Source organism: Sphingomonas sp. CROZ-RG-20F-R02-07, assembly GCF_022662335.1.
Lineage (GTDB): Bacteria > Pseudomonadota > Alphaproteobacteria > Sphingomonadales > Sphingomonadaceae > Sphingomonas.
In genome coordinates this window covers 1-25719 of the sequence record NZ_JAKNQJ010000003.1, presented here as the reverse complement: position 1 = coordinate 25719, position 25719 = coordinate 1, and the positions used below count along the sequence as shown (strand labels likewise).

Annotated in this window: 14 protein-coding genes; 6 read left to right on the top strand and 8 right to left on the bottom strand. The window is 70.8% G+C overall.

Features of this window, described 5'->3' with window-relative positions; genetic code table 11:
- Positions 1-164 precede the first annotated feature (164 nt).
- From L8H00_RS05785 to L8H00_RS05750, 8 genes are all read right to left on the bottom strand, one after another.
- A complete protein-coding gene (locus tag L8H00_RS05785; RefSeq protein WP_242096303.1) occupies positions 165-2093 on the bottom strand; it encodes an alpha-L-fucosidase in 1929 nt (642 codons plus the stop codon).
- Positions 2090-4345, bottom strand: coding sequence for a hypothetical protein (locus L8H00_RS05780; protein ID WP_242096302.1), 2256 nt, complete (start codon positions 4343-4345; stop codon positions 2090-2092). Before L8H00_RS05780 ends, L8H00_RS05785 begins: the two co-directional genes overlap by 4 nt.
- Positions 4342-6663, bottom strand: coding sequence for a GH92 family glycosyl hydrolase (locus L8H00_RS05775; protein WP_242096301.1), 2322 nt, complete (start codon positions 6661-6663; stop codon positions 4342-4344). The genes L8H00_RS05780 and L8H00_RS05775 overlap by 4 nt, the downstream gene beginning before the upstream one ends.
- Positions 6660-8084 (bottom strand): glycoside hydrolase family 125 protein, encoded by a 1425-nt coding sequence (locus L8H00_RS05770; protein WP_242096300.1) that lies wholly within the window; start codon positions 8082-8084, stop codon positions 6660-6662. The genes L8H00_RS05775 and L8H00_RS05770 overlap by 4 nt, the downstream gene beginning before the upstream one ends.
- Entirely contained in the window at positions 8081-10600 is a 2520-nt protein-coding gene (locus tag L8H00_RS05765) for a glycoside hydrolase family 3 C-terminal domain-containing protein (RefSeq protein WP_242096299.1), read from the bottom strand. Before L8H00_RS05765 ends, L8H00_RS05770 begins: the two co-directional genes overlap by 4 nt.
- On the bottom strand, positions 10597-13161 hold the full coding sequence (locus L8H00_RS05760; RefSeq protein ID WP_242096298.1) for a glycoside hydrolase family 2 protein: 2565 nt from the start codon (positions 13159-13161) through the stop codon (positions 10597-10599). The genes L8H00_RS05765 and L8H00_RS05760 overlap by 4 nt, the downstream gene beginning before the upstream one ends.
- A complete protein-coding gene (locus L8H00_RS05755; RefSeq protein ID WP_242096297.1) occupies positions 13158-15482 on the bottom strand; it encodes a family 20 glycosylhydrolase in 2325 nt (774 codons plus the stop codon). Before L8H00_RS05755 ends, L8H00_RS05760 begins: the two co-directional genes overlap by 4 nt.
- Before the next feature lie 195 nt (positions 15483-15677).
- Positions 15678-18425 carry a TonB-dependent receptor gene (locus L8H00_RS05750; RefSeq protein ID WP_242096296.1) on the bottom strand — a complete coding sequence of 916 codons (2748 nt, stop codon included), beginning with the start codon at positions 18423-18425 and terminating at the stop codon, positions 15678-15680.
- Positions 18426-18661: 236 nt separating this feature from the next.
- On the opposite strand from L8H00_RS05750, the gene L8H00_RS05745 reads away from it, so the two are divergent.
- The 6 genes from L8H00_RS05745 to L8H00_RS05720 form a co-directional block, all read left to right on the top strand.
- Positions 18662-19456 (top strand): copper homeostasis protein CutC, encoded by a 795-nt coding sequence (locus L8H00_RS05745; RefSeq protein ID WP_242096295.1) that lies wholly within the window; start codon positions 18662-18664, stop codon positions 19454-19456.
- Positions 19457-19513: 57 nt separating this feature from the next.
- A complete protein-coding gene (locus L8H00_RS05740; protein WP_242096294.1) occupies positions 19514-20251 on the top strand; it encodes a GntR family transcriptional regulator in 738 nt (245 codons plus the stop codon).
- A gap of 4 nt (positions 20252-20255) precedes the next feature.
- Positions 20256-21287 carry an SIS domain-containing protein gene (locus L8H00_RS05735; RefSeq protein WP_242096293.1) on the top strand — a complete coding sequence of 344 codons (1032 nt, stop codon included), beginning with the start codon at positions 20256-20258 and terminating at the stop codon, positions 21285-21287.
- On the top strand, positions 21284-22420 hold the full coding sequence (nagA, locus tag L8H00_RS05730) for an N-acetylglucosamine-6-phosphate deacetylase (protein ID WP_242096292.1): 1137 nt from the start codon (positions 21284-21286) through the stop codon (positions 22418-22420). The genes L8H00_RS05735 and nagA overlap by 4 nt, the downstream gene beginning before the upstream one ends.
- Entirely contained in the window at positions 22417-24924 is a 2508-nt protein-coding gene (gene galA / locus L8H00_RS05725; RefSeq protein WP_242096291.1) for a beta-galactosidase GalA, read from the top strand. Before nagA ends, galA begins: the two co-directional genes overlap by 4 nt.
- A partial coding sequence (locus L8H00_RS05720) for a glucose PTS transporter subunit IIA (RefSeq protein WP_242096290.1) occupies positions 24921-25719 on the top strand: 799 nt, incomplete at its 3' end. The genes galA and L8H00_RS05720, both read left to right, overlap by 4 nt.

Genomic DNA, 25719 nt, shown 5'->3' with positions numbered 1-25719 from the left:
TTTCATGCATCAATGAAGCATAAGTACATGTTGTTTTTTGAACTTATTGCCATGGCATGCTAGCTATATTTCTACGCTGTAATCACGGGGTAGGCACGGTCGCCAATCTCGCTGCGTCGCCGCTGCCGATCCCCATCTGGCGTGCTAGGCATCGCTATCGCCGCTTATCGCCGCAAGCGCACGGGCGCGCGCGTGAACGCGCCGAGCTCGGCGATCGCGAGCCGGGCGGCCGTCACCGCGACCGCGTCGAAGCGCAGCCGCAGGAAGCGTGCGGCGCGGGGTTCGGCGAAGGCGATGCGTTGCGTGGCGAGCGCATAGGCGATGTTGGGAAACTCGCCCGTCGCCGCCACCGACCAGTGTTGCCCGTCGCCGCTCGTCTCGGCCACATAGCCGCGGGGCGGGGCCGCGCCCGTCATGACCGCGCGGCTCGGCGTCAGCCTGAACCCGGCGAGCGCCACCGTCGCGCCCAGATCGATCGTCACGCTCGCCGGCGCGCCTGGCGTGGGTGCGGGCACCACCCAGGCCGTGGCCGTGTCGCCGTCGATGAGCCGGTGCGCCTCGCCGCCCGACGCCGCCGCGATCGACCAGCCGGCGCTTGCCAGCACGCCCGGATCGCTGATCCGCGCCACCGGGACAGGCGCGGGCGCCGCCTGGCGGAACAGGGCGATTTCGCTGATCGCGGGGCAGACGGGTGCCGCGAGGATGCGCAGCCGCAGCCGGCGCGGCGCGATCGGGCGCGGCAGGCGGATCACGCGCTGCGCGCCGATGCCGTCATGCTCCGCGAGCGTCTGCCAGCGGCCGTCGATCTCGGCATCGACCGCGAACCGCGTGATGCGCGCGCCGAGCGGCAGATATTCGCGCAGGCGGATGAGATCGAAGGTGCGCCCCGGCGGCAGATCGAGCACGAGGCTGGGATCGGTCACGCCGTCGGGCGTCGACCAATAGGTCTCCCGGTCTCCATCGAGCACCCTGGCGGCGGCGAACGCGCTGCTGCGCTCGGCGCTCGCCTGCGCCACCGCGCCCGCGGCCAAATCGGTCGCGAAGGTCGTCCGCATCGCCGTGCCGAACGACGTGAGCGCGGCGCAATCGGGATCGGCGATCCGTCCGCGCCGATCGGGCGGGATGTTGAGATTGAGGTTCGTGCCGCGGCCGACCGAGTCGTCGTAGAGGCGGATCAGCCGGTCGGGGCTCTTCACCCGCGCATCCTCGTCGGGGTGGTAGAACCAGCCCGGCCGGATCGACACGTCGGTTTCCGCGGGCCACCAGAGCGGCGCGCCGCGCACCCCCGAATTGCCCTCGGCCTGGACATAGGGGTGGTCGGGCATGGTCGGCCAGCAGGGATCGCCCGCCACGCCATCCTCGTTGCCGACCCAGCGTATGTCCGAGCCCAGCGGATCGAAGGTACAGGCCATCGGCTGGTGGCGGTGGACGAGCGCGACGATCGACGGCCAGTCATAATAGCGCGGCGCGTCGATCTTGCGCGTCTCGCGCGCGCCGCCATAATAGCCGTCGCCACCATTCGCGCCGTCGAACCAGAATTCGAACAACGTGCCGTAGCGCGTGCACAGTTCGACCACCTGCTTGCGATAATATTCGACATAGGCAGGGCGGCCGTAATCGGCATGGTTGCGGTCCCAGGGCGAGAGATACAGGCCGAAGGCGAGGCCCGCCCGGCGCACCGCGCGCTCCATCTCGCCGACGATATCGCCGTGACCGTTCCTGTAGGGCGAATGGCGGATGCAATGGTCGGTCAGCATCGTCGGCCACAGGCAGAAGCCATCATGATGCTTGGCGGTCAGGATGATGCCGGTAAGGCCCGCCGATTTCGCCACCGCCACGATCTGGTCGGGATCGAAGTCGCTCGGATCGAACAGCGCGGGGCTTTCGTCCCCATAGCCCCATTCCTTATCGGTGAAGGTGTTGATCGAGAAATGCACGAAGGCGTAGCGTTCGCGCCGATGCCACGCCCATTGCCGTGCCGACGGGGTGGCGCCCCAGGGGGCAGGCGGCGCGACCGCGGGCCGGCCGGTGACGGGCGCGGCGGTGAGCGCGAGGCCCGAGGCGACGAGGCTGCGGCGGGTCAGGTCGGTCACGGTGTCGTTCCTTCGGGAATGAGCCAGGTCTCGGCGATCTGGTGGCCGCGCCCGCTGCCGCCGAGGCCGGGCGGAAGGCTCCACGCCAGATCGAGCGTACCGCCCGCGGTCAGCGCGTGCGGGATCGCGACCTCGACGGTTTCAGGGTTGGCGCGGCGGGCGCGGAACGGGTGAAGCGCGACGCTGCCATTGGCGACGAGCCGCATCGGCAGCGCATAATCCTCCCCCGCCCAGGCCGCGACCAGCCGATAGCCGCGGGCGGGATCGAGCCCGGTATAATGCAGCCGCAGCGGCGCGTCGTAGAGCGTCTCGGCATAGCTGATCTCCGACAGCCGCCAGCCGTCCGCCGGCGTGCGGTCGGCGATGCCGTCGATCGCGGTGGCGAACCCCTGCGGATCGGCGGCGAGCCCGGTGCCGCGAACCAGGTGTGGTTCGTGATCGGGATCGCCCAGATCGTCGTAGAGTGCGCCTTCGCGTGCGCGCGCGTGATCGGCCAGGTCTGCGAGCGCCGCCGGGTCGCCTCGCGCAGCGGCAATGCGCGGGGCGAGCCATGCGCGATCGTCGAGCGGCACATCGGCACGGTCGAGATTGGCGCCGCGCTCGGTCCCCGACGCGCCGTAGAGCGGCACGCTGAGCTGGAGCCGCGCTTGCGCATAGAGCCGGGCCGCCAGCGCGAAGAGCCGCGTGCGCAGCACTTGCGCTGCGTCGCCATCGGTGGTCGCGTACGCCGCGATCGCCGCATCCGCATCGCCCCGCGCGAGCGCCGCCGTCGCGGCGGCATCGCGCGCGCGCGCCGCGATCAGCCGCACCCGTACGAGCGCGTCATAGGTGGCGCGGTAGCCCAGACTGTCCGCCTGCCAGCCGGTGCCGCGCAGCGCGTCCGCCAGCGCGCGCGTCCGGTCGATCGCCGCATTCTGGGCCGGATCGCCGACCCAATCGCGCTCAAGCGCCATTGCGAGCGCGCCGGCCCGCGCGTCGCCCATGACGACGCGGCCATAATCGGCCATCAGCGCCGCGGGATCGGCACCCGGCGTCCAGCCCAGCCGCATCCACAGATATTGGTTGGCATCGTCGTTCACCCCTTCCGAATAGGTGACGAACCCGCGCGACAGGGGAGCGAGGCGGCGGAAGATCGCGGCGAAGGCGATCGGGCGCGGATCGATCGGCTCGCGCCCTTCGCTGAGCGCGAAGGCGGGATGCCAGCGATCGACCGGGAATTGCGCGTGCATCGTGTGCGCGATGTCCGGGTAGAGCTGCAGCGGATAGCGCGCGGGGATGCGGCGGCGCTGGAGCGGCAGCGGATCGCGCGATTGCGGCCCGACGAACACCCCCGTCAGCCAGCGCGGCCGTTTCGCCAGCGCGGCATAGACGCCGTCATAGCCCGCCGCGTCGAATCCCTGCGTGGAAAGCCACAGCCGCATTGCGGGGTTTGCCCTGCGCGCTACCGCTGACGCATTACGGGCGACGCGGAACAGCAGGGGCGGCGCGCTGTGCCCCGGATCGCCGCCCGGAATGTAGAGCGCGTCCACCCGCGGCAGCGCGGCGAGCAGCGTGCGCAGCCGCGCCGTCTCGGCAGCGATCGCACCGCGCGCCGCATAATCGCCGAGCAGGGGATAATAGAGCGCGAAATCGATTCCCAGCCGGTGCGCGATCCGGCCGATCCCGGCGAGCGTCGGCACGGGCGGCGCGGGGAAGAGCGGGCTGCGCACGGCGTCGTCGGACACCGGCGCGATGACCTGCACGCCGCTGGCGCCCCACAGGGCGAGATCCTCGATGCGGCGGCGGAACATCGCCAGCGTCCACGCATCATAGCTGTTGTTCTTCGCACGGTAGCCGATCTGCGTCAGCCGCGCCGGATAGGCCGGTGCCGCGTCCACCCGCGCGCCCATCGCCAGCGTGCCGAGCCCACGCCACGCGCGCAGCGCCCAGCCGGCGCCGTAGACCAGCCCGCGCGTGCCCTGCGCCGCGATCACCGTGACGGACCCCAGCCGCCGGACGGCATAGCCCTCGGCGGATCGCGATACGGGCGCGGCATCGCGCCAGCGCGCGCGCAACGCTCGCGGCAGGGCCGCCGCGACCTTCGCCGTGCGAGCGACGAGCAGCATCCGCCGGCAACGTCCGCGCGGGATCGGCCGCCCGCGCCGCTCGTCCAGCCGCGCCGCCAGCAGATCGGCCGCGACGTGGCCGCCCGGCCCCGCGACCACGCAGTCGAACCGCGCCGTGCCCGCCAGCAGGAGCGCGGCGGCGATCATCCCGGCCGATGGCCGAACGACGGCGGCCGATCCGCGTGCGCGCGCCCGAAGCCGGGATTCGGCGCCGTGCCCATCACGAAGCGCAGCGTGCCGCCGCGCACCAGATCGGCATGCGCGATCCAGCTCCGCGTCCAGGGGGCGCCGTTCCACGTCACCGCCTGAACATAGGGCGTCGCGGCGGTGTTGCCCGGCGCATCGATCACCAGCCGCCGCCCGTCGCCCACCTGCACCTCGGCACGTTCGAACGCCGGGCTGCCGAAGACATAGACCGCCTCGACCGGATCGACCGGGTAGAAGCCGAGCGCGGAGAAGACGAACCACGCGCTCATCTGGCCGCAATCGTCGTTGCCGATGATGCCGTCGGGCGCGTTGGCGTACATCTCGGTGCAAAGCCGCCGCACCATCGCCTGCGCCTTCCACGCCGCGCCCACATAGGCATAGAGATAGGCGGCGTGCTGGTCGGGCTCGTTGCCGTGCGAATACTGGCCGACGAGCCCCGATATGTCGGGCGGTGCGTTGGCCGGCAGCGTCGAGGGCGCCGCGAAGAGCGCGTCGAGCTTCGCCTCGAACGCGGCGTCGCCGCCCATATGCGCGATCAGGCCGTAGATGTCGTGCTGGTTCAGGAAGGTCGCCTGCCAGCCATTCGCCTCGGTATAGTCGCGCCACCAGGGCTTGGGCATGTGGCCGAGCTGGACGGGATCATAGGGCGTCCACCAGCGGCCATCGGCGAAGCGCGGGCGGGCAAAGCCGATCCGTCCGTCGATGACGTTGCGCCAATTGCCCGATCGCCGGACCAGCCGCGCGGCGTCCGCGCCCGCACCCGCCGCGCGGGCCAGATGCGACGCGGCCCAATCGTCATAGGCATATTCCTGCGTGCGGCTCACGCTTTCGAACACCCGGTCGGCGGGGACATAGCCGCCCGCGTCGTAAAGCGCGCGGCCGAGGCTGTTGTCGCGATCGGGGGCGGCGAAATCGAAGCTGCGGCGACGGATTGCGGGCCAGGCGGCGGCGTAGTCGGCGGGGATGCCCTTGGCCTGCGCCTCGGCGAGCGGCACGACGCCGTGCCAGCCGATCATCGTCGCGGTTTCCTTGCCCTGCAACGGCCAGACGAGCGGCCCGAGCGGCGACTGCGTCGTCTGGCGGATCAGGTCGTCGATCAGGCTCTTGGCGCGTTCGGGCGCGATCAGCGTCAACAACGGAAGGAGCGCGCGGTAGGTGTCCCACAGCGACCAGGTGCTGTAGGCGGCACCCCCCGCGGGCACGCGCCCGACGCTGCCGTCGAGCGCCGGGTAGCGGCCGTCGCGATCCGACACCAAGGTCGGCGCGAGCGTCGCGTGGTAGAGGGCAGAAGCCAGGATCACGCGCTGGTCGTCGCTGCCGCCGGTGACGCGGATGCGGCCGAGCACCGCCTCCCAGCGGCGTCCGGCGGCGCGGCGCACCCGGTCGAAATCCCAATAGCCGGTATCGGCCGCCAGGTTCGCGCGCGCGCCGCTCACATCAACCGCGGAGAGGCCGCAACGGATCAGCAGCGGCGCGGCGCCCGCATCGTCATAATGCAGCACCGCCTTCAGCCGGCGGCCCTCGACGCGCCTTGTGCCCGCGGGCCGTTCGGCATCGTCGTCGCCATAGAAGGTCACACGGTCGGGCGCGCGCGAGCATTGCAGCGCGAAGAAGATGCGGCGGCCCTTGGCCCAGCGGAACACGCGCCGGCCGCCGGTCAGCGTGCCGTCCGCATCGATCGCGAGATGCGCCTCGTCGATCAGTGGCTGCGTGTCCGAGGCATCGAGCACCAGGTGCGACAGGTCGATCAGGACGTGACCGGGCCCCGCCGGAAAGGTGTGACGGTGCCAGCCGGTGCGATCGGTGACGGTCAGTTCGGACCGCACGCCGCTCTGCAGCGCCACGCGGTAATAGCCGGGCTCGGCGAACTCGGCGGTGAAACGCTGGCGATAGCCCGCGCCCGGATCGGTGAGCGTGCCCGGCACGAGCTTCACCGGCCCCCGCGTCGGCACGACCAGGATGTCGAGCATGTCGCCGATGCCCGTACCCGACAGATGCGTGTGGCTGAACCCCATGATCGAGCCGTCGTCGCGGTGGTAGCCCGAGCACGCGTCCCAGCGCTCGACATCGGTATCGGGCGACAATTGCACCATGCCCCAGGGCAGCGTGGCGCCGGGATAGGTGTGGCCGTGCCCGCCCGTGCCGACGAAGAGATTGGGCGCCGCCGGTGCCGGATCGCGCGTCGCCGCGCGCGCGGCGCCGGGCAGCGCGAGCGCCAGCGCGGAGGATTGCAGCAGGCGGCGGCGGCCGATCCTCATGCGAACGACTCCAGCAGATGCGGCCGGGTTTCGGCCAGGCGCACGATCAGCTCGCCGAACAGCCCGTTGGCCCAGGCGAACCAGGGGCGCGTGAATTTGGCCGGATCGTCCATGTCGAACGCCTCGTGGACGAAGCCGGTATCGGCATCGGTGTCGCGCAACAGGCGCAGGCACGCGCGGACCGTGGCGTCGTCGCTAGCGGAGAGCGCGCGGACGATCAGCGACATCGGCCAGATATAGCGGCGCCCGACATGCGGGCCGCCGATTCCCTCGGCCGCGCGGCCGCGGAAGAACCAGGGATTGTCGCCGCTCCACGCCGCCGCCGCGGTCGCGCGCCAGAGCGGATCGCGATCGTCCACGCAGCCGAGATAGGCGAGCCCCGACAGCGACGGCACGTTCGCATCGTCCATGAACGACGCGTTGCCATAGCCGTCGACCTCATAGGCCCAGACCGTCCGCCCGTCGGGCAGCCGCATCGTGCCATGCGCCTGCAACGCCGCCGCGACTTCGTCGGCGAGCGCGGTGGCGGCGGCGGCGAGCGCCGGTTCGGGCCGGGCGTCGCGCGCCAGCACCGCCAGTTCGCGCAGTGCCGTCACCGCGAACAGGTTGGCGGGGATCAGGAACGGATAATCGCACGCATCGTCGGAAGGCCGGAAACCCGAATGGATCAGCCCGATCCGGCGCGTCGGGCGGCCATAGCCGCCGAGCAGCGTCTCGGTCGGCTCGGGCGCGCTGCGGCGGAACCGGTAGGGGCCGTCGCTACCTTTGCGCTGTTGCTCGCGAAAGGTGCGCAGGATAGCCTGCGCCGCCGCGGCCCAAGTGGCGTCGAACGGGCGCGGATCGCGCGTCGCCTGCCAATAGCCATAGGCGAGGCGGATCGCGTAGCAGAGCGAATCCACCTCCCATTTGCGCTCCGCGACGCCTAGCTTCATCTCGGTATTGTCGTGGAGCGCCCAGGAGAGCGTGGTCCGCGCCGCCGGATCCTGCATGAAGGCGTTGGCATAGGGATCGATCAGGATCGACCGGGCGTGGCGCGCGATCAGCCCGCGCACCAGCATCGCCAGCCGAGGATCCTTGCGCAGCAGCGGCAGATAGGGCGCCATCTGCGCCGCGGAGTCGCGCAGCCATAGGCAGGGGATGTCGCCGGTGATGACGAAGCTGTCGGTCTCGCCCGCCGCGAGCACGGTGGTGTCGAGCGTGTTGGGCCAAGCGTTGGCGAACATCCAGGCGAGCTTCGCATCGCCGATCCGCTGCGACACATGCCCGATCGCCCGCTCCACCGCGGGGCTGACGAAGCGGCGATCGCCGACGGCCGGCCGCCGCGAGACGAAGCGGGGTGCCGTGGCCAGCGCGGGTGCCGCGGCGAGCGCCAGGCCGCCGGCGAGTATGGTGCGCCGCCCGAGCATCGCGAAATCGCTCATCGCGGCAGCACCACCGCGGCGCCGGTCAGCGTGACTTCGCTCCATTGCCCGGCCCCGTCGCCCGGCTGGCCGCCACCGATCCAGATCCGGTAGCGGCCCGGCAGCACGCGCCGCGTGCCGTCGCGGTCGACGCTCGCCAGCATTCGCGGATCGAGCGTGAGCGTGACGTCGCGGGCCTCGTCCGGCGCCAGCGTGATGCGCGCGAACGCGGCGAGCTGGCGCTGCAACACCGGATCGGTCAGCGCCGGCCGCGCGTCGCCCGCGGGGGGAACGACATAGGCCTGCACCACCTCGTCGCCTGCGCGCGCGCCGCGATCGGCGACGCGCACGCGGACGGTGACGGGTGCTCCCGCAATCCCGCCGCGCGCCGCCGCGCGATCATAGGCGAAGCGCGTATAGCTGAGCCCGTGGCCGAAGCCCCAGAATGGGGTACCGGTGAAATAGCGGTAGGTCCGCTCCTTCATGCCGTAATCGACGAAGGCGGGCAGGTCGCTCGTTGCGCGGTAAAGCGTGACGGGCAGGCGGCCCGACGGGTTGCTCGCGCCCGCCAGCGTGTCGGCGAGCGCGGTGCCGCCCGCCTCGCCGGGATACCAGAGCGCGAGGATCGCGTCGGCGTCTGCGGGATCGACCGCCACCGCGCTGCCGCTCGCGAGCACCAGGACGACGGGCTTGCCCGTGGCGCGCAACGCCGCCGCCAGCCGCCGCTGCGGCGCGGGCAAGGCGATGTCGGTGCGGTCGCCGCCGACGAAGCCTGGCACCTGCACGGGCAGCGCCTCGCCCTCCAGATCGGGGGACAGGCCGGCGACCAGCACCACCACGTCCGCCGCCTTCGCTGCCGCCACCGCCTCGGCCAGCAGCGGCTCGGCGGGTGGCAGCCAAAGGAGGCGGATGCTCTCGTCTTCGCTCCGATGATCGAGATCGAGGATCAGCGGCTGCGGCGTGCCGTCGCTCTCCACATCCATCTCGACCCGACCCTTGGGAAGCGGGCCGTCGTGCAGCAGCCGCCCGCCCAGCCGCAGCGTCGCGCGGTCATGGACGGTGCAATCCTTCCAGCATTGCGCCTGATCGATCACCAGCCGGTAGCGGCCCGGCCCCGGCGGCGTGAACTGCGCGGTCCAGCGCGCGCGCCAGCCGGTCGTGGGAACGCCCGGCGCCGGCGCGGCGCGGGCGAGATTGCGGTCGATCCGCGGCTCGTTTCGCGTCAGCAAAGTGCGGTCGCCGATGCTATAGGTGGCGGTGAGGTCGCGCAGCGCGGTTCGCGGCATCACCACGGGCGCGCCCTCGGCCAGCACCGAACCCTGCGCATAGCGCACCTGCGCGAAGCGCGCCGTCAATCCGTCGAGCGGCGTGACCGGTGCTGTGGCGGTGCCGTGATAATTGCCCTCGAGCACGCCCAGATCGTCGGCATCCGCGCCGATCACCGCCAGCCGCGTGGCGGGTTTCAGCGGCAGCAGCCGGTGCGCGTTCTGGAGGAGGACGATCGCCTTGCGCGCCGCCTCCAGCGCGACCGCGTGGTGGGCGGGCGTGGCTACGTCCGACGGCGCGATCCGCGACCAGGGCGAGGCTGCGCCGAACGCGATGCCCAGATCGCGGCGCGCGGTCAGCAATTTCGTCAGCGCCGCATCCACCGCCGCCTCGCCGACCAGGCCGCGCGCCACCGCCTCGGGCAACGCGGCATAGCTGCTGCCGCAATTGAGATCCGTGCCGCCCGTCAGCGCCGCCGCCGCGGCGCCGGCCGCATCGGGGCGATAATGGTGAAACAGCGCGATATTGGCGACCGCGTCGCAATCGGACACGGTGAAGCCGGCAAAGCCCCAGTCCCGCCGCAGCCGATCGATCAGCAGCGACGGCAGCGCGCAGACCGGCGTGCCGTGAACCGCATTGTACGCGCACATCAGCGAGCGCGCCTTGCCCTCGGTCACCGCCATGCGGAACGCGGGGAAAAAGGTCGCCTCGAGATCGTGCGGCGAGGGATCGGCGTCGAACCCGTCGCGCCCCGCCTCGGGGCCGCTGTGCACCGCGAAATGCTTGGGGGTCGCGATCACCTTGGGGTGGCGCGGGTCGGGCCCTTGCAAGCCGCCGATGAACGCCACCGCCAGCCGCCCCGTCAGATAGGGATCCTCGCCATAGGTTTCCTGCCCGCGCCCCCAGCGCGGATCGCGGAAGATGTTCACATTGGGCGACCAGATCGTCAGCCCTTCGTAGAGCCGCCGGTCGGCGCCCGCCGGCCTCGCGTTGAACTTCGCGCGCGCCTCGGTCGCAACCACGTCGCCGACGCGCGCCAGAAGGTCCGGGTCCCAAGTCGCCGCCAGCCCGATCGCCTGCGGGAAGACGGTCGCCGGGCCGTTGCGCGCCAGCCCGTGCAACCCCTCGTTCCACCAGTCATAGGCGGGCAGGCCCGCGCTGGCGTCGGCGGGCGCGCTCGACTGGAGCTGGGCGGCCTTCTGATCGATCGTCATGCCAGCGATGGTCGCGGCGATCGGGTCGGCGGCCTGGGCGAGCAACAGCCAGATCATCGCGCGAGACTCCGCAAGGTGAGCGCGGCGGCGAGCGCTGCGGGCGGCGCGTCCGAACGGACCGTCAGCGTCACGCGTTCGCCGGGCAGCAGGTCGAACCCGTTATCGGAGGGATGCGCCGAAACCGTACCGAAATCGAGCATCACCGCGCGGGCGAGCCGCCGGGTCGACACCGTCACCCGGTCGCCGTCCCAGCTCGCGGTGAGGCCGGGATCGGGATAGGCCATGTCCTTGGGCGGCATGCGCTCGACGATGGCGCGGCTGATCGGGCGGCCGCCCACCAGCAGCTCGGCGACCGCATAGCTGGCGTCGGGCGCGGCGGCGCCGAACAAGGCGGCATCGTCGAGGCGCGCCACCTCGGTCGCGGCGAGCGGCGCCAGCGCCACCGGCGCCTCGCGCGTGGCGAGCACCGCGCCGGCCATGGCGCGCGCGGTGATCCGCCACGTCGCAGCGATCGGCGCGGTCGCGTCCGAGACCAGCACCACGCGCGTCGCGCCGCCGACATGTTCGGCGACGATCGCCTCGGGCGCGAAGAAGCGGCGCGCGGCATAATGGAGCAGCTTCCACCGGCCATACCAGTCGATGCCCGACCAGGAGATGCCCGGCCACACGTCGTTCAACTGCCAGTAGAGCGAGCCCATCGTCACCGGCCGGCAGGCGCGGTGGTGCAGCGCCGCCATCGCGATCGCCTGCGCCTGATCGACCTGGGTCAGATAGACGAAATCGGCGAAATCGCGCGCCGGGCGCAGCCGCTGATCCAGATAGAATTGCAGCCGCGCATTGCCCTCGCCGTCGAGGAAGCGCTGATGCGCCTTCATCACCGGGCTGTCGGGCGTCAGCGCGCCGTCGCCGGCGAAGGCGCGGATCGTCGCCATCACCGGCATCGCCTGGAAGCCATATTCGGACATGAAGCGCGGGCAGGAATCGAGATAGCGCTCGACCGGCTTCGAACCCGACCAGACGTCCCAGAAATGCCGGTCGCCATTCGCGTCGGTGTCGATCGGCGCCTCATAATCCGTCGACGGCGAGTTGTTCCAATAGGGCGTGCCCGGCGCATTGCGCAGCACGGCATCGCGCAGCACCCGATCGAACAGCACGGCCATGCCGGTGCCGATCCGCTCCTGCGCGTCCGCACCGATCGCCGCCTTATACGCCTTGCGGTCGCTCCAGTTCGCCCAGCCAGCGAGGATCTCGTTGCCGCCCGACCACAGCACGATCGCGGGATGCGCCTGCAACCGCGCGACCTGCTCCTCCGCCTCGACGGCGACATTGGCGCGGAAGGCGGGATCGGGCGGCGTCACCGAACCGCCGAACATGAAATCCTGCCACAGCATCAGCCCCATCGCGTCCGCGGCGTCGTAAAAGGCGTCGTCCAGATAATAGCCGCCGCCCCACACCCGGATCATGTTCATGTTGGCGTCGCGCGCGTCGGCGAGCAGCGCCTGCATCCGCTCGGGCGTGACGCGCGTGGGAAATTCGTCGAACGGGATCAGATTGGCGCCCTTCGCGAAGATCGGCCGGCCGTTGATCCGGAACCCCAGCCCGCCGCCGTCGCGCATCAGTTCGACCGTGCGCAGCCCCGTCCGGCGCTCGGCGCGATCATCGTCACCCGCCGCGACCGCAACGCGGTAGAGCGGCTGCGCGCCCGATCCGGCGGGCCACCAACGCTGCGGGTGCGCGATGGCGAGCGGGATGGCGACATGGTTCAGCCCGGGCGCGAGCGTCACCATCCGCTGCGCCTTCACGGTGCGCCCCGAAGGACCAGTGACGGTCGCCGCGATCCGGCGCCGCTCCATGCCGTCGGCGGCGATGTCGATCCGCGCAGAGATCCGCGCCTCGGCGTCGTTCAGCGCCTCCTGCTCGATGCGCAGCGTGTCGATCCGCGTCGCATCCCAGGCCTCCAGCCGCACCGGCCGCCACGCGCCGATCGCCACGATCCGCGGGCCCCAGTCCCAGCCATATTGGTATTTGGGTTTGCGGATATAGGGCGAGGTCTGCCGCCCCTTGGGCTCGTCGCCGAACATGCTGTCATATTCGCCGGGCAGCGGGTGGGGCTCGGCGAGCACCATCGGTTGCAGCCGCTTTATCGGCGATGCGATCGCGATCGTGACGAGGTTCGCGCCGACATGCAGCGCCGGTTTCGCGTCCAGCCGCCAGCGGCGATGCGCGTTGTCCGCCACCAGCATCGCGCGGCCGTTGACGCTGACGGTGGCGAAGGTGTCGAGCCCGTCGAATACCAGATCGAGGTGGCGCCGCGCGAAGAGCGCCGGCGTCACCATGATCGTGGTGCGCCATTGCCAACCCGCCAGCCCCACCCACTGGATCGCGCCCTCGTTGCGGCCGACATAGGGGTCCGGCACGCGGCCCGCGGCGATCAGGTCCTGCTGGACGCTGCCCGGCACGGCGGCGGCGAACCACTGGGCTTCGCGCGGATGCGTCGCCACCGCCGGATCGGCAGGATCGAGCCGCACCTGCCAGCCCTGGTCGAGCGCGACCACCGTCTTGGGCGCGGCGACGGCCGGCGCCGCGACCGCCAGGAACGCGGCGAACAGCCACCTCATCGGCGACCCTCGACCAGTTGCACGCGTTCGACGGTGTAGAACGGGTCCGATAGCGGCGAGGTGAACTGGAAGCAGATGTCCGCGTCCTTCGCCATCCGCGGCAGCGTGCCGGCAAAGGCGAAGCGCTGCGGTGCGGTCGTGGGATCGGGCAGCGCGAACAGCCCCGCGGCGACGGGCCGCGCGGTCTTGTCGCCCGCCGCCCGCGCCTTCGCGGCCGCTGCGCACCCCACCTGGACCAGCAGCTCGCCATGCGCGGTGACCGCATAATGCGCGCGCAGCGCCGATGCGTCATGCGCGAGGCCGTAGTTGCGCGGCAGCCGCGCGATCTCGACGCGGTAGCCGGTCGCGATGTCGAGCGGCGCGTCGGGATAGCGCGTGCAGGTGTCGAACAGGTTGATCGCATAGGCAGGGGCGCTCGCGGTCGCATCCGCCGCCAGCGGCACGCGCATGCCGATCGCCCCGGCCGGACAGGCGGTCAGCTCGGCGCTGCTCCGTGACAGCAGTGCGGCACGCCCGGCATCGAAGCGGCGCGGGGTCGCGGTCGCGGCGCCGGCCGCGTCGAAGGCTGCGGCGCGCAGCACGGCGCCCGGCCGCAGCGGGATCGTGCTGGCATAGGCCGCCGATGTCGCACTCGGCATGCTGCCGTCGACGGTGTAGCGGATCGTCCCATAACCCGATTGCGTGGCGAGCGTCACCGGCACCACATTCTTGCGCAGCGCATCGCCGGGCGTGCCGACCAGCGTGAAGCCGACCGCGAACGCGCTGTCGGCGACCGTCATGCCCGCACGGGTCCAGCGTTCGCCCTGCCGGTGGACGCGCGGCAGGAAGCCGGCCCAGTCGCGCGCGGCCTTGGGCGACCAGGTGATCTCCGCGAGCGCGGCGGCGCGCGGAAACAGCTTGTGCTGCACCTCGGCCGGGGTAACGAGCAATTCGCTCCACGCATTGCCCTGCGCGCCGAGCACATGCGCCGCGCCCGCGCCCGCGATCCCGGGGGGCATCGGATCATAGGCATAGACGGCGGCGAGCGTGTAGATGCCGAACCGGCCCGGCGGCTCGTCCGTCCGGTCGCTTTGCAGATGATCGAGATAGAGCGGCCCATCGGGCGACAGGACGACGTCATGGCCCTGATTGGCGGCGTCCACCGCGCCCTTCTCGCCGCGCCACGACATCACCGAGGCGGAGGGCGGCAGCCCGCCCTCCAGGATCTCGTCCCAGCCGATCAGCCGCCGGCCCTTGGCCTCCAGATACCGGCCGAACTGTTCGATCATCCAGCTTTGCAGGCCGTCCTCGTCCTTCAGGCCCAGCGCCTTGATCTGTGCCTGGACGGTGGGGCTGCGCTCCCACTGGTCCTTCACCGCCTCGTCGCCGCCCAGATGGATATAGGTGCCGGGGAAGATCGCCATCAGCTCGTCGAGCACGTCCTTCACGAACGCGATGCCCTTGGGGCCGGGATCGAACAGATAGGGATTGACGCCCCAGTCATGTCCCACGGCCGGCCGGTCGCCGGCCACGCCCAGTTCGGGATAGGCCGCGACGAGCGCCTGCGCATGGCCCGGCAGATCGACCTCGGGCACGATCGTGATGCCGTGCGCCCGGGCATAGGCGACGAGCCCGCGCAATTCGCCCTGCGTGTAGAAGCCGCCCACCGGCGCACCCGGTGCGCCGCCGGTGGAGGGCGGCGTCCGCCAGCCGCCGATCGTCGTCAGCCGGGGATATTTGCGAATCTCCACGCGCCAGCCCTGATCGTCGGTCAGGTGGATGTGCAGCGTGTTGAGCTTTACCGCCGCCATCTGGTCGACGATGTCGCGAAGCACGCCGATCGGCTGGAAATGCCGCGCGACGTCGATCATCAGGCCGCGCCAGGCGAAGCGCGGCGCATCCGCGATCGTCACCGCGCCGATCGTCACCGGCCGTCTGATCGCAGCATCGGGGCTGGCGAGCTGCGCCAGCGTCATCGCGCCCCAGATCAGCCCCGCATCGCCCGACGCGGCGACCGTGATGCCGGCGGGGGTGACCGTCAGCCGATACGCTTCGGCGCCGCCGATGCCGGCGTCCCGCACGAACCGGATCGGTGCGCCACCGGTGGCGGGAACGAGCGCGAGGCCGCGTTGCGCCTGCATCTGTTCGACGAACAGCCGCGCCGCATTCGCGGCACCGGTGTCGCCCGCCGCCGCCGCGACGCGCTGCCCCGCCGCGATCGTGAAGCCGCCGGCCGCGGGCGTGATCGCGGCGGGCAGGGGGACGAGCGGCAGCGGATCGGCGGCGATCGCAGCGGAGGGCAGGGCAAGGGCCGCCAGCGCAAGCCGGAATCTAACGGGCAAGGCATTACTCCTCATGGGATCAGGACGCTGTGTAGGCGGTGTCGCTGACCGGCGGAAACCGGTTTCGCCGACAAAAGGGCGCCGCCCGCGGCACGAGCCGGGGCGGCGCAGGAGGATGCCGGACGCGATCGCGGGCGGCATCCGCAGGAGAGGGGAAGCGCGGAATCCGGCCATGCCATCGTCCCGCGCCATGCGTCACATCCGGAACGTGGCGGTGAGCGCGAACAGCCGGCCGTTCTTGTACAGCGCATCCGGCGCCGACGGCGTGCTGCTATATTGGTAATAGGTCTCGTCGAGCAGGTTCGACGCGCTCGCGGTGAGCCGGATCGCCTTCGTCAGATAATAGCTCGCCGAGAAATCCAGCTCCCGGTAGGAATCGGTGTAGTTGGACGCTTGCAGGCGGCCGAAGCCGTAGAAATATTTCGACCGGTAATTGTAGCTGACGCGCGCCTGGAACGGCCCCTTCTCGAAATAGGGGATGATGTTGTAGGTGTTGCGCGACAGATAGGGCAGGCCCTGGCCCGACACGCCGGTATCGGCGCTGGCGAAGGTGTAGTTGGACTGGATGCCGAAGCCCCAGATCAACGAGGTCTGCGCGGTGACCGAGAAGCCCGTCACCGTCGCCTTGCCGCCATTCACTGGCCGCGAGACATTGTAGGTCAGCGTCCGCCCGGTGAGCTGGTTGGTGATCGACTGATCGTAGGTCTGGTTGCCGATATAGTTCGAGATGTCGCGGTAGAAGAATTCGCCCGACAGATAGCTGGCTGGCGCGAAATACCATTCGGCCGACACGCCGAAATTGGTGGCGGCATAGGGCTTCAGATCGGGATTGCCGCCGCTGCCGGTCGCGGTCGTGTCGTCGAGCGACAGTGATCCGGCCAGATCGCTGAACCGCGGCCGCGCGATCACCTTGGCCGCCGCGGCGCGCACCACGACCTGCGACCCGATGTCATAGGCGATGTTGAAGGCCGGCAGGAACCGGTCGTCGTTGCGCGGCGCCACGACGAACTGCGTGGCGTTGTTCGAGGTGAGATAATAATAGGACGTGTCGCGCGTGCTGACGAAGCGGCCGCCCAGATTGCCGTGCAGATGGCCGGTCGCGAAATCGAGCTGGGCATAGCCGGTGATGATCCGCTCATCCACCTTGAAGTACGAACCGGTGTCGAGCGACCGCGTGACGTTCAGCGTGCCCGGCGCGTTCAGCGCGGCGATCGCATTGGCCTGCGTCAGCGTGGCATAGGGTGTGCCGTTGCCGGTGGTCGTCAGGCCGTCGAAGACGCTGCTGTCCAGCGTGTACGACCCAAGATCGGCCAGTGTGAACAGATTGTTCGTGAAGGTGGCGCCACCATAGGTGGTCTGCTGGTTGTTGTGCTGGCTGCCGCGCACGCCGAGCCACAGCTTGCGCAAAAAGCCGTCGCCGAGATCGCGCGCGATGTCGAGCTGGCCGAAGCCTTCCTTGTCGACCGTGTTCTCGGCGCTGGTGATGCCGCCGATCTGCGCGCCGTAGAAGCCCGCGCCGTTCGTCTTGGCGAGGACCGCGGGCTCGGTCTGCAGGCTCGATTCGGCGGGCGAGGTGCTGATCCACTGGCTGCCGTCGCTCGCGGGATTGTCCCAGTTGAGATAGGTGTTGCGCCCGTTCGCCCCCACGGTGAAGCCCTGCCGCGTGCGGAAGTTCAGCAGATATTCCGGATCCTTGCCGCCGGTGGCGCGGGTGTAGCCGACATTGCCGGTCACCTTCCAATTGCCCGGGTTCCAGTCGTACAACAGGGTGTAGCTGTCGTTCTTGATCCGGGTGCGGCGGAAATTGGTGTCGAGCTCGCCCATCCAGGTGCTGCTGGTGCTCGGCTGTGCGGCGAACGTGGCCGACGTGATGAGGCCGTTGCTGATCGTCGCCGCCTGGAGCTGCGATCCGCGCGTGTTGTAGCTATATTCGGAATTGCTGAAATTGTCGTAATTGCCGCGGATGACGATCACGTTGCCGGTCAGCGTCAGATTGTCGGCCGGCTTGAACTGGACGGTGCCGGTAAAGCCCAGCCGCTGGCGCTCCTGCTGGAAATATTCGTGCGCCAGATAGGCGGGCAGCCGCGCGGTCTGCAGATCCTGGATCGATCCGCCGGTGATCTTGGCCGATGGGTTCTGCAGCACGAGATTGCCGCCGGCGTCGGTGGTCGTGAACTGGCTGCCGGTCAGATAACCGTACACCGCGACGCCGGCGCGAGCGAGATTTTCCTTGTTGTAGTTGACCGAGCCAAGCACCGCGAACGTGTCGTCGGCATTGTGCCAGCTATAGAGCGCGGAGCCGCGAAAATTGGTGCTGTCCGACCGGTCGTTATAGTCGGCGCCCGCGGTCGCGGTGATCGTGCCGGGCTTCAGATCGAGCGGCTTGCGGGTGACGACGTCGACGGTGCCGCCGATCGCGCCTTCCTGAAGCCGCGCCTCGGGCGTCTTGTAGACGATCGCCTGGCTGATGATCTCGGGCGAGAGCAGCGAATAGTTGAAGGTGCGGCTCGAACGGTCGCCGGGATTGCCGCCCCAGTCGGCCGAGGCGATCGAATGGCCGTCGATCAGGATGCGATTGAGCGCGGGCTCGACGCCGGCGATCGAGACCTGCTCGCCTTCGCCGAACTGATGGTCGACGGTGACGCCCGGCAGATGCGACAGCGATTCGGCGACGTTCGTGTCGGGAAACTTGCCGACATCCTCGGCGCTGATGACGTCGACGATGGCGTTGGTGCTGCGCTTCGTCGCGATCGCATCGCTCAGGCTCTTGCGGATCCCGGTGACGACGATGTCGCCCTTGCCGTCCGTGTTCGCTTCCGGCGTAGGATCATCGACGGCCGCGGTCGCGGCGCCGCTGCCGGCCTGCTGGGCGAGAGCCGGTGCCGCCACGCAGCACAGGGCTGCGGGGGCCGCCACGCGGCACAATGCGGTGGTCAGAGCCAAGTGCAATCGCAACGTCATAACAATCCCCCCTCGTCGCCGCCGCCCCATGCGTCGGCACTGGTCGTCGCTTCCCTGCAATCATCGGCCGGTGGGCCGCTCGCATCTCTCCCGGCATCGATGCCGCCTTCGGGATGCTTGGAACTTGGTATATGACCAATTGCAGGCCAATCAATCTTTTTTTGCAGATTTGTGTCGGCTGGGGAAATGTGGTGTGAATTGAGCAGAAGGGGGCATCCATGGCGCATGACGAAGGGGCAGGGAGCGATCCGCACGCCGATCGGTCGCGGGCGAAGCGCGCTTCCGGCTTTCTCGAGATCTGCGTGGATTCGCTCGTCAGCGCACACCGTGCGATCGCCGGCGGCGCCGATCAGATCGAGCTCTGCTCGGCGCTCGTGCTCGGCGGGCTGACTCCGTCGCAGGGTCTGGCGGAGGCGGTGCTGGCGGTCGCGCGGCCGGCGGGCGTCGCGGTCCGCGCGATGGTGCGGCCCCGCGCGGGCGATTTCGCTTATGACGCCGACGAGATGGCGATCGCGGCTGGCGAGGCGCGTGCACTGCTCGCGGCGGGCGTGGACGGGCTCGTCTTCGGCGTGGCACGGCATGGCGCAATCGACTGGCCAGCGATGAACCGCTGGCGCGACAGGGCCGGGGCTCCGCACATCACGCTCCACCGGGCGATCGACACCGTTGCCGATCCGGTCGGAACCGTGGCGCAGGCGGTGGCATCAGGCATCGACCAGATCCTCAGCTCGGGTGGGCAGCCGCGCGCCACTGACGGTATCGCCACCCTGTCGGCCATGGCGGAGCGGGCGGAGGGGCGTTGCCGCATCGTCGCGGGCGCCGGCGTCGATCCCGGCAATGCGCGGCTGTTCGTCGCGGCGGGCCTTCGCGCGCTGCACGCGACCGCCCGATCGAACGGCGGGCGGACGACCGCCACCGTGCCCGATCCATTGGGGTTCGGGCTGGCCTTCGCCCCGGCGGACGAGACGATCGTAAGAGCATTGCGCGAGGAAGTTGATAATGCCAATATATGACAAATGCGGCCAATCGCGGTCGTGGCTGCAGGATCTTCGGGGGGAGTTTGCCGCGTCGTGACGTTTGCATCGCGCATCGGGCCGATGGTGCCAAGCGATCCCGCGCCGCTCTACGTCCAGTTCGCGCGGCTGTTGCGGGAGGCGATCGCGGGCGGTGTGCTCGAGGAAGACGCCGCGCTGCCCGCGGAGCGCGACCTGGCGATCGAATTCGGCATTTCGCGCATCACGATCCGCAAGGCGATGGCCGAGCTGGTCGAGGAGGGGCTGCTCGTGCGCCGGCGGGGCGCGGGCACGACGGTGTCGCGCCGGATCGAGAAGAGCTTCGCGCGGATCTCGTCCTTTTCCGAGGACATGATCGCGCGGGGCCGGTCGCCGAGCAGCAGCTGGATCTCGCGCGCGGCGGGGCTGGTGATGCCGGAGGAGGCGATGCAGCTCGGCCTCTCGCCCGGCGCGCCGGTCCTGCGCTTTCACCGCGTCCGCCATGCCGACGAGATCCCGATGGCGCTGGAATTCTCGACGATCCCCGGCTGGTGCCTGCCCGGCATCGAAGACGTCACCGATTCGCTCTACACCGCGCTCGACGCGACGGGTCACCGGCCGACGCGCGCGCTGCAGCGGCTGCGCGCGGTGCCGGTGCTCGGCAACCATGCGCGGCTGCTCGGCATCGATCCGGGCAGCCCCGGTCTGCTGATCGAACGCTGCGGCTTCCTGCGCGACGGCCGCGCGGTCGAGTTCACCCAATCCTTCTACCGGGGCGACGCCTATGATTTCGTCGCCGAACTGACGGACCTGTGATGCCATGACAGTCGCGACCGACCCGATCAGCCTGATGCGCCGCGAAAGCCTGGAGGCGCCCGAGGCGGCGCGGCGTGCGCTGCTCGCCAATCGCGAGACGATCGCGACGCTCGCCGCGCGGCTGCGGCAGCGGCCGGTGCGGCTGGTCGGCACCTGCGCGCGCGGTTCGTCGGACCATGCGGCGACCTATGGCAAATATCTGATCGAGACGATGCTGGGCGTGCCGGTCGTCTCGGTCGCGCCGTCGGTGGCTTCGCTGTTCGCGGCGCCGGTGGAGACGGAGGGGGCGCTGTGCATCGCGATCTCGCAATCGGGCCGCAGCCCCGATCTGCTGGCGACCACGGCGGCTTGGCAGGCGGCGGGGATCGAGGTCGCCGCGCTGGTCAACGACGAAGGTTCGCCGCTCGCCACGCAGGCCGATTGGCTGCTGCCGCTCAGCGCCGGCCCGGAACGCTCGGTGGCGGCGACCAAATCCTGCCTCGCCGCGATGACGCTGATGGTGGCGTTGGTGGCGGCCTGGTCGCAGGACGGCGCGCTGGCGGAGGCGGTGGCGGCGCTGCCCGACCTGCTCGCGCGCGCCGTCGCGCAGGACTGGTCGGCGGGCGTGGCACCGCTGGCGGCGGCGCGGCAGATGTTCGTCATCGGCCGCGGCTATGGCTTCGCCGCGGCGCAGGAGGCGGCGCTGAAGCTGAAGGAGACCTGCGCGATCCAGGCCGAGCCGTTCAGCGCCGCCGAAGTGCGCCACGGGCCGATGGCGATCGTGGGGCCCGGTTTCCCCGTGCTCGCCTTCGCGACGGGCGATGCCGCGGGCGAGGGCGTCACGGCCGTCGCGGACGAATTCGCGGCGCGTGGTGCGATCGTGCTGCGTGCCGGGGCGGACGACGGCGCGCTGCTGCCGGTCGAGGCCGCGCATGCCGCGATCCAGCCGATCCTGATGCTGGCCAGCTTCTATGGCGCCGCCGAACGCCTCGCCCGGATGCGCGGGCTCGATCCCGACCGGCCGCCGCATCTCGCCAAGGTGACCCAGACCCGATGACCATCCTTCGTTTCGGCAATGGCCATGTCGTGGTGGCGGATGCAGTGTGGCCGGGGGCGGCGATCACCATCGCGGACGGGCGGATCGTCGCGATCGAACCGTGCGGGGCGGGAGCGGCCGGCGCGATCGACCTGGAGGGCGGCTGGCTGATGCCGGGCTTCGTCGACACGCAGGTGAACGGCGGCGGTGGCGTGCTGTTCAACGACGAGACGAGCGTCGCGGGCATTGCCGCGATTGGCGCGGCGCATGCGGCGTTCGGGACGACCGCCTTCCTGCCCACGCTCATCAGCGACTATCCCGATCGGATCGAGCGCGCGCTGGATGCGGTGGACGCGGCGATCGCGGCCGGCGTGCCGGGCGTCGTCGGTGTTCATATCGAGGGGCCGTTCCTGGCGCTCGCGCGCAAGGGCATCCATGACGCGACCCGGTTCCGCCTGCTCGACGATGCGATGATCGCGCTGCTGTCGCGCCCGCGCCTGGGGGTGGTGATGGTGACGATCGCGCCCGAGCTGGCGCGGCTGCCCGATATTGCCGCGCTGGCGGCGGCGGGCGTGCGGGTCAGCGCGGGCCATACCGAGGTGGATCATGCGGGCGCGCTTTCGGCCTTCGATGCCGGGCTCAGTGGCATCACGCATCTGTTCAACGCGATGCCCGCCATGCAGCAGCGCGCGCCAGGGCTGATCGGCGCTGCGCTCGACGATCCGCGGCCCTGGTGCGGGTTGATCGTGGACGGCGTTCACGTCTCGCCCACCGTGCTCCGCATCGCCCTGCGCGCGCGCGGCGTAGAACGGATGATGCTGGTGACGGACGCGATGTCGTCGGTCGGCGCGCGCGAGAAGGATTTCGTGCTGCAGGGCCGCCCCATCCGGGTCGCCGATGGCGTCTGCGCCTTTGCCGACGGCACGCTGGCCGGATCCGATCTCGACATGGCACGGGCGGTGGCGAACACCGTGTCGATGCTGGGGATCGCGCCGGCGACGGCGTCGCGGATGGCGGCGGCCAACCCCGCGGCGTTTCTCGGGCTGGGCCATGAGCGCGGCGACCTGGCGGCGGGTTTGCGCGCCGATTGGGTGTGGCTCGATGCCGGCTTCGCCGCGCGGGCGACGTGGATCGGCGGGGAACGGCGCGAATGACGCTCGACCGGCGCGCGCTGCTGCAGGGCTCCGCCGCGATCGGCGCAGCGCTCGCGGTCGGCCCGCTGCCGGCGGCCGGACACACCGACGCCGGGCCGCCGATGCCGCCGCCGCTCGACCAACTGCCCGAACGGCTGCCGGTCACCGATCCATCGCGCGTGCTGCTCGATCATGGCTGGCGCTTCCATGCGGGCGACATCGTCCCGCCGCCGCCCGCGACGCACGACGCGACCTACAACAGCGTGAAGGCGGGCGCCGCGCAGGGCGCGGCCGCGATCGGCTATGACGATCGTGGCTGGGAGGCGGTGACGCTGCCGCACGATTGGGCGTCGTTCCAGCCCGTCGTCGAGACCGCCAATGTCAGCCAGGGCTATCGCCCGCGCGGCATCGGCTGGTATCGCCGCACGCTCCGGCTCGACCCCGCCGATCGTGGCCGCAAGCTGGAGATCCAGTTCGGCGCGATCGCCACCCACGCCACGATCTGGGTGAACGGCAGCGTCGTGGCGCACAATTGGTCGGGCTATAACGGCATCTATGTCGACCTGACGCCGTTCGCGCGGTTCGGCGACGAGCCGAACGTGATCGCGGTGCGCGTCGATGCGAACGCGATGGAGGGCTGGTGGTACGAAGGCGCCGGCCTCTACCGCCATGCCTGGCTCGCGCGGCGGCCGGCGGTGTCGATCGCGACCGACGGCGTGCATGCCGATCCGCGGCGCGGCGACGACGGGCAGTGGCGCGTGCCCGTGACGGTCACGCTGGAGAACATCGCCGATGCCGTCGCCATGCCGAGCGTGGCGGCGACGTTGGTGGCATCCGACGGGCGCGTGGTCGCCACGGGCAGCGCGACGGCGAGCGTCGCGTCGCTCGATCGCGCCGAGGCGCGGCTGACGCTGGCGGCCGGCACGCCCGGCCTGTGGTCGGTCGACCGGCCGACGCTCTACACGCTGATCGTTCGGGTGGGCGACGGCGCGACGCTGGACGAGCGCCGGCTGGCGATCGGCTTTCGCACGATCCGGTTCGATGCCGATCGGGGCCTGTTCGTGAACGACATGCCGGTGAAGCTGAAGGGCGTGTGCCTCCACCAGGATCATGCCGGGGTGGGCGTCGCGGTGCCCGATGCGCTGCTCGCCTGGCGGCTCCAGCGGCTGAAGGACATGGGCTGCAACGCAATCCGCTGCTCGCACAATGCGCCGGCCGCCGAACTGCTCGACCTTGCCGACCGCATGGGGTTCCTCGTGATGGACGAGAACCGCCATTTCGATCCCGCGCCCGATTATCTGGCGCAGCTCGAATGGATGGTCCGGCGCGACCGCAACCATCCGAGCGTCATCCTCTGGTCGGTCTTCAACGAGGAGCCGATGCAGGGCACGCCCGCCGGCGTGGCGATGGTGCGCCGGATGGCCGCGGCGGTCCGCCGGCTGGACGACGGCCGGCCGGTGACCGCGGCACAGAACGGCATGTTCTACGCCCCCGCCAACGTCTCGCAGGTCGTGGGCGTCACCGGCTTCAACTATTACCAGAACGAATATGACAAGTTCCACGCGCTGCGCCCCGCGCAGCCGGTCACCAGCTCGGAAGACACCAGCGCGTTCATGACGCGCGGTGCGTTCGCCAACGATCCCGCCGCGCACGTCATCTCGTCCTACGACACCGAGGCGGCGAGCTGGGGCGCCACGCACCGCGCGAGCTGGCAGGCGATCGCCGCGCGGCCGTTCGTCGCGGGCGGCTTCGTCTGGACGGGGTTCGATTATCACGGCGAGCCCACACCCTATGCCTGGCCGACCGTCTCCAGTTTCTTCGGGATCCTCGATCTGTGCGGCTTTCCCAAGACCGCCTATGACATCCGCCGCGCGCAGTGGATCGACGACACGCCCGTCGTGGCGATCGCGCCGCACTGGACCTGGCCGGGCCGCGAGGGGCAGCCGATCGCTTTGCTCGTGACGGGCAACGCGGATCGCGTGGTCGTGCGCCTGAACGGCCGCACCGTCGCCGATGCGCCGCTCGACCGGGTGATGGGGGCACCGTGCACCGTGCGCTATGCGCCCGGCCGGATCGAGGCGATCGCCTATCGCGGTGGCCGGGCGGTGGCGCGCGCCGTGCACGAGACGGCGGGCGCGCCGGTCGCGCTGCGGCTGACGCCCGCGCGCCGCGTGATGGCCGGCGATGGCGAGGACGTGCAGCCGGTGACGGTCGACGCGGTCGATGCACATGGCCGCCATGTGCCGCGCGCCAATCTGCCGGCTCGCTTTGCGATCACGGGCGGCGCGATCATCGGCGTCGGCAATGGCGATCCGAACTGCCACGAGCCCGAAAAGGGCGACGCGCGGTCCTTGTTCAACGGGCTCGCGCAAGTGATCGTCGCGGCGGATGCCGGGCGCGGCGTGCTGACGCTGGCCGCCACCGTGCCCGGCCTGCGCCCCGCCACGCTGACGGTCGAGCGCCGCGCCCGCCCGCCCCGCCCCCAGGAGCCGGTAACGGCGGCCTCAGGAATCATCGCCGCATGACCACCATCACGCTGTTCGCCCCGCTCGCCGGCTGGGCGATGCCGATCGCCGAGGTGCCCGATCCGGTCTTCGCCGAGGGCATGCTGGGCGAGGGCATGGCGATCGATCCCACCGGCGACACGCTGCACGCCCCGTGCGACGGCACCATCCTGACGGTGCATGCCGCGCGCCATGCGGTGACGATGGCGATGGCGGACGGCACCGAATTGCTGATGCATATCGGCATCGACAGCGTCGCGCTGTGCGGCGCGGGGTTCACCGCGCTCGTCCGCCCCGGCGACGCGGTCAGGGCGGGCGATCCGCTGATCCGTTTCGATCTCGATCGGCTGGTGACGGGCGCGAGCGCGGCGGTGACGCCGCTGCTCCTGACCGGCGCGGGCGTCGCGATCGGCTGGCGCCATCCGGGCGGGATCGTCGCCGTCGGGGAAGCGCTGTTCCGGTTCGAGCGGCAGGCCGCGGCGCCCGGAACCGCCGTGGCCAGCGGGGCCGAGAGGGTGCGGACGATGCGCATCGGCCTGCCGCACGGCTTGCACGCCCGTCCGGCGGCGCGGATCGTCGCGGCGCTGCGGCCGCTCGCAGCGGAGGTGACGCTGGCGAGCGCCGGCCGGCAGGCATCGGCGGCCAGTTCGATCGCGCTGCTGGGGCTGGGGCTCGCGCACGACACCCCGGTGACGATCACCGCACGCGGCGACGATGCCGAGGTCGCGATCGACGCGGTCGCCGCGCTGCTCACCCGCGAGGTCGGACCGGCCGTGCCGCCACCCGCCCGCGCGCGGGCTGCCGCACCATCCGCCG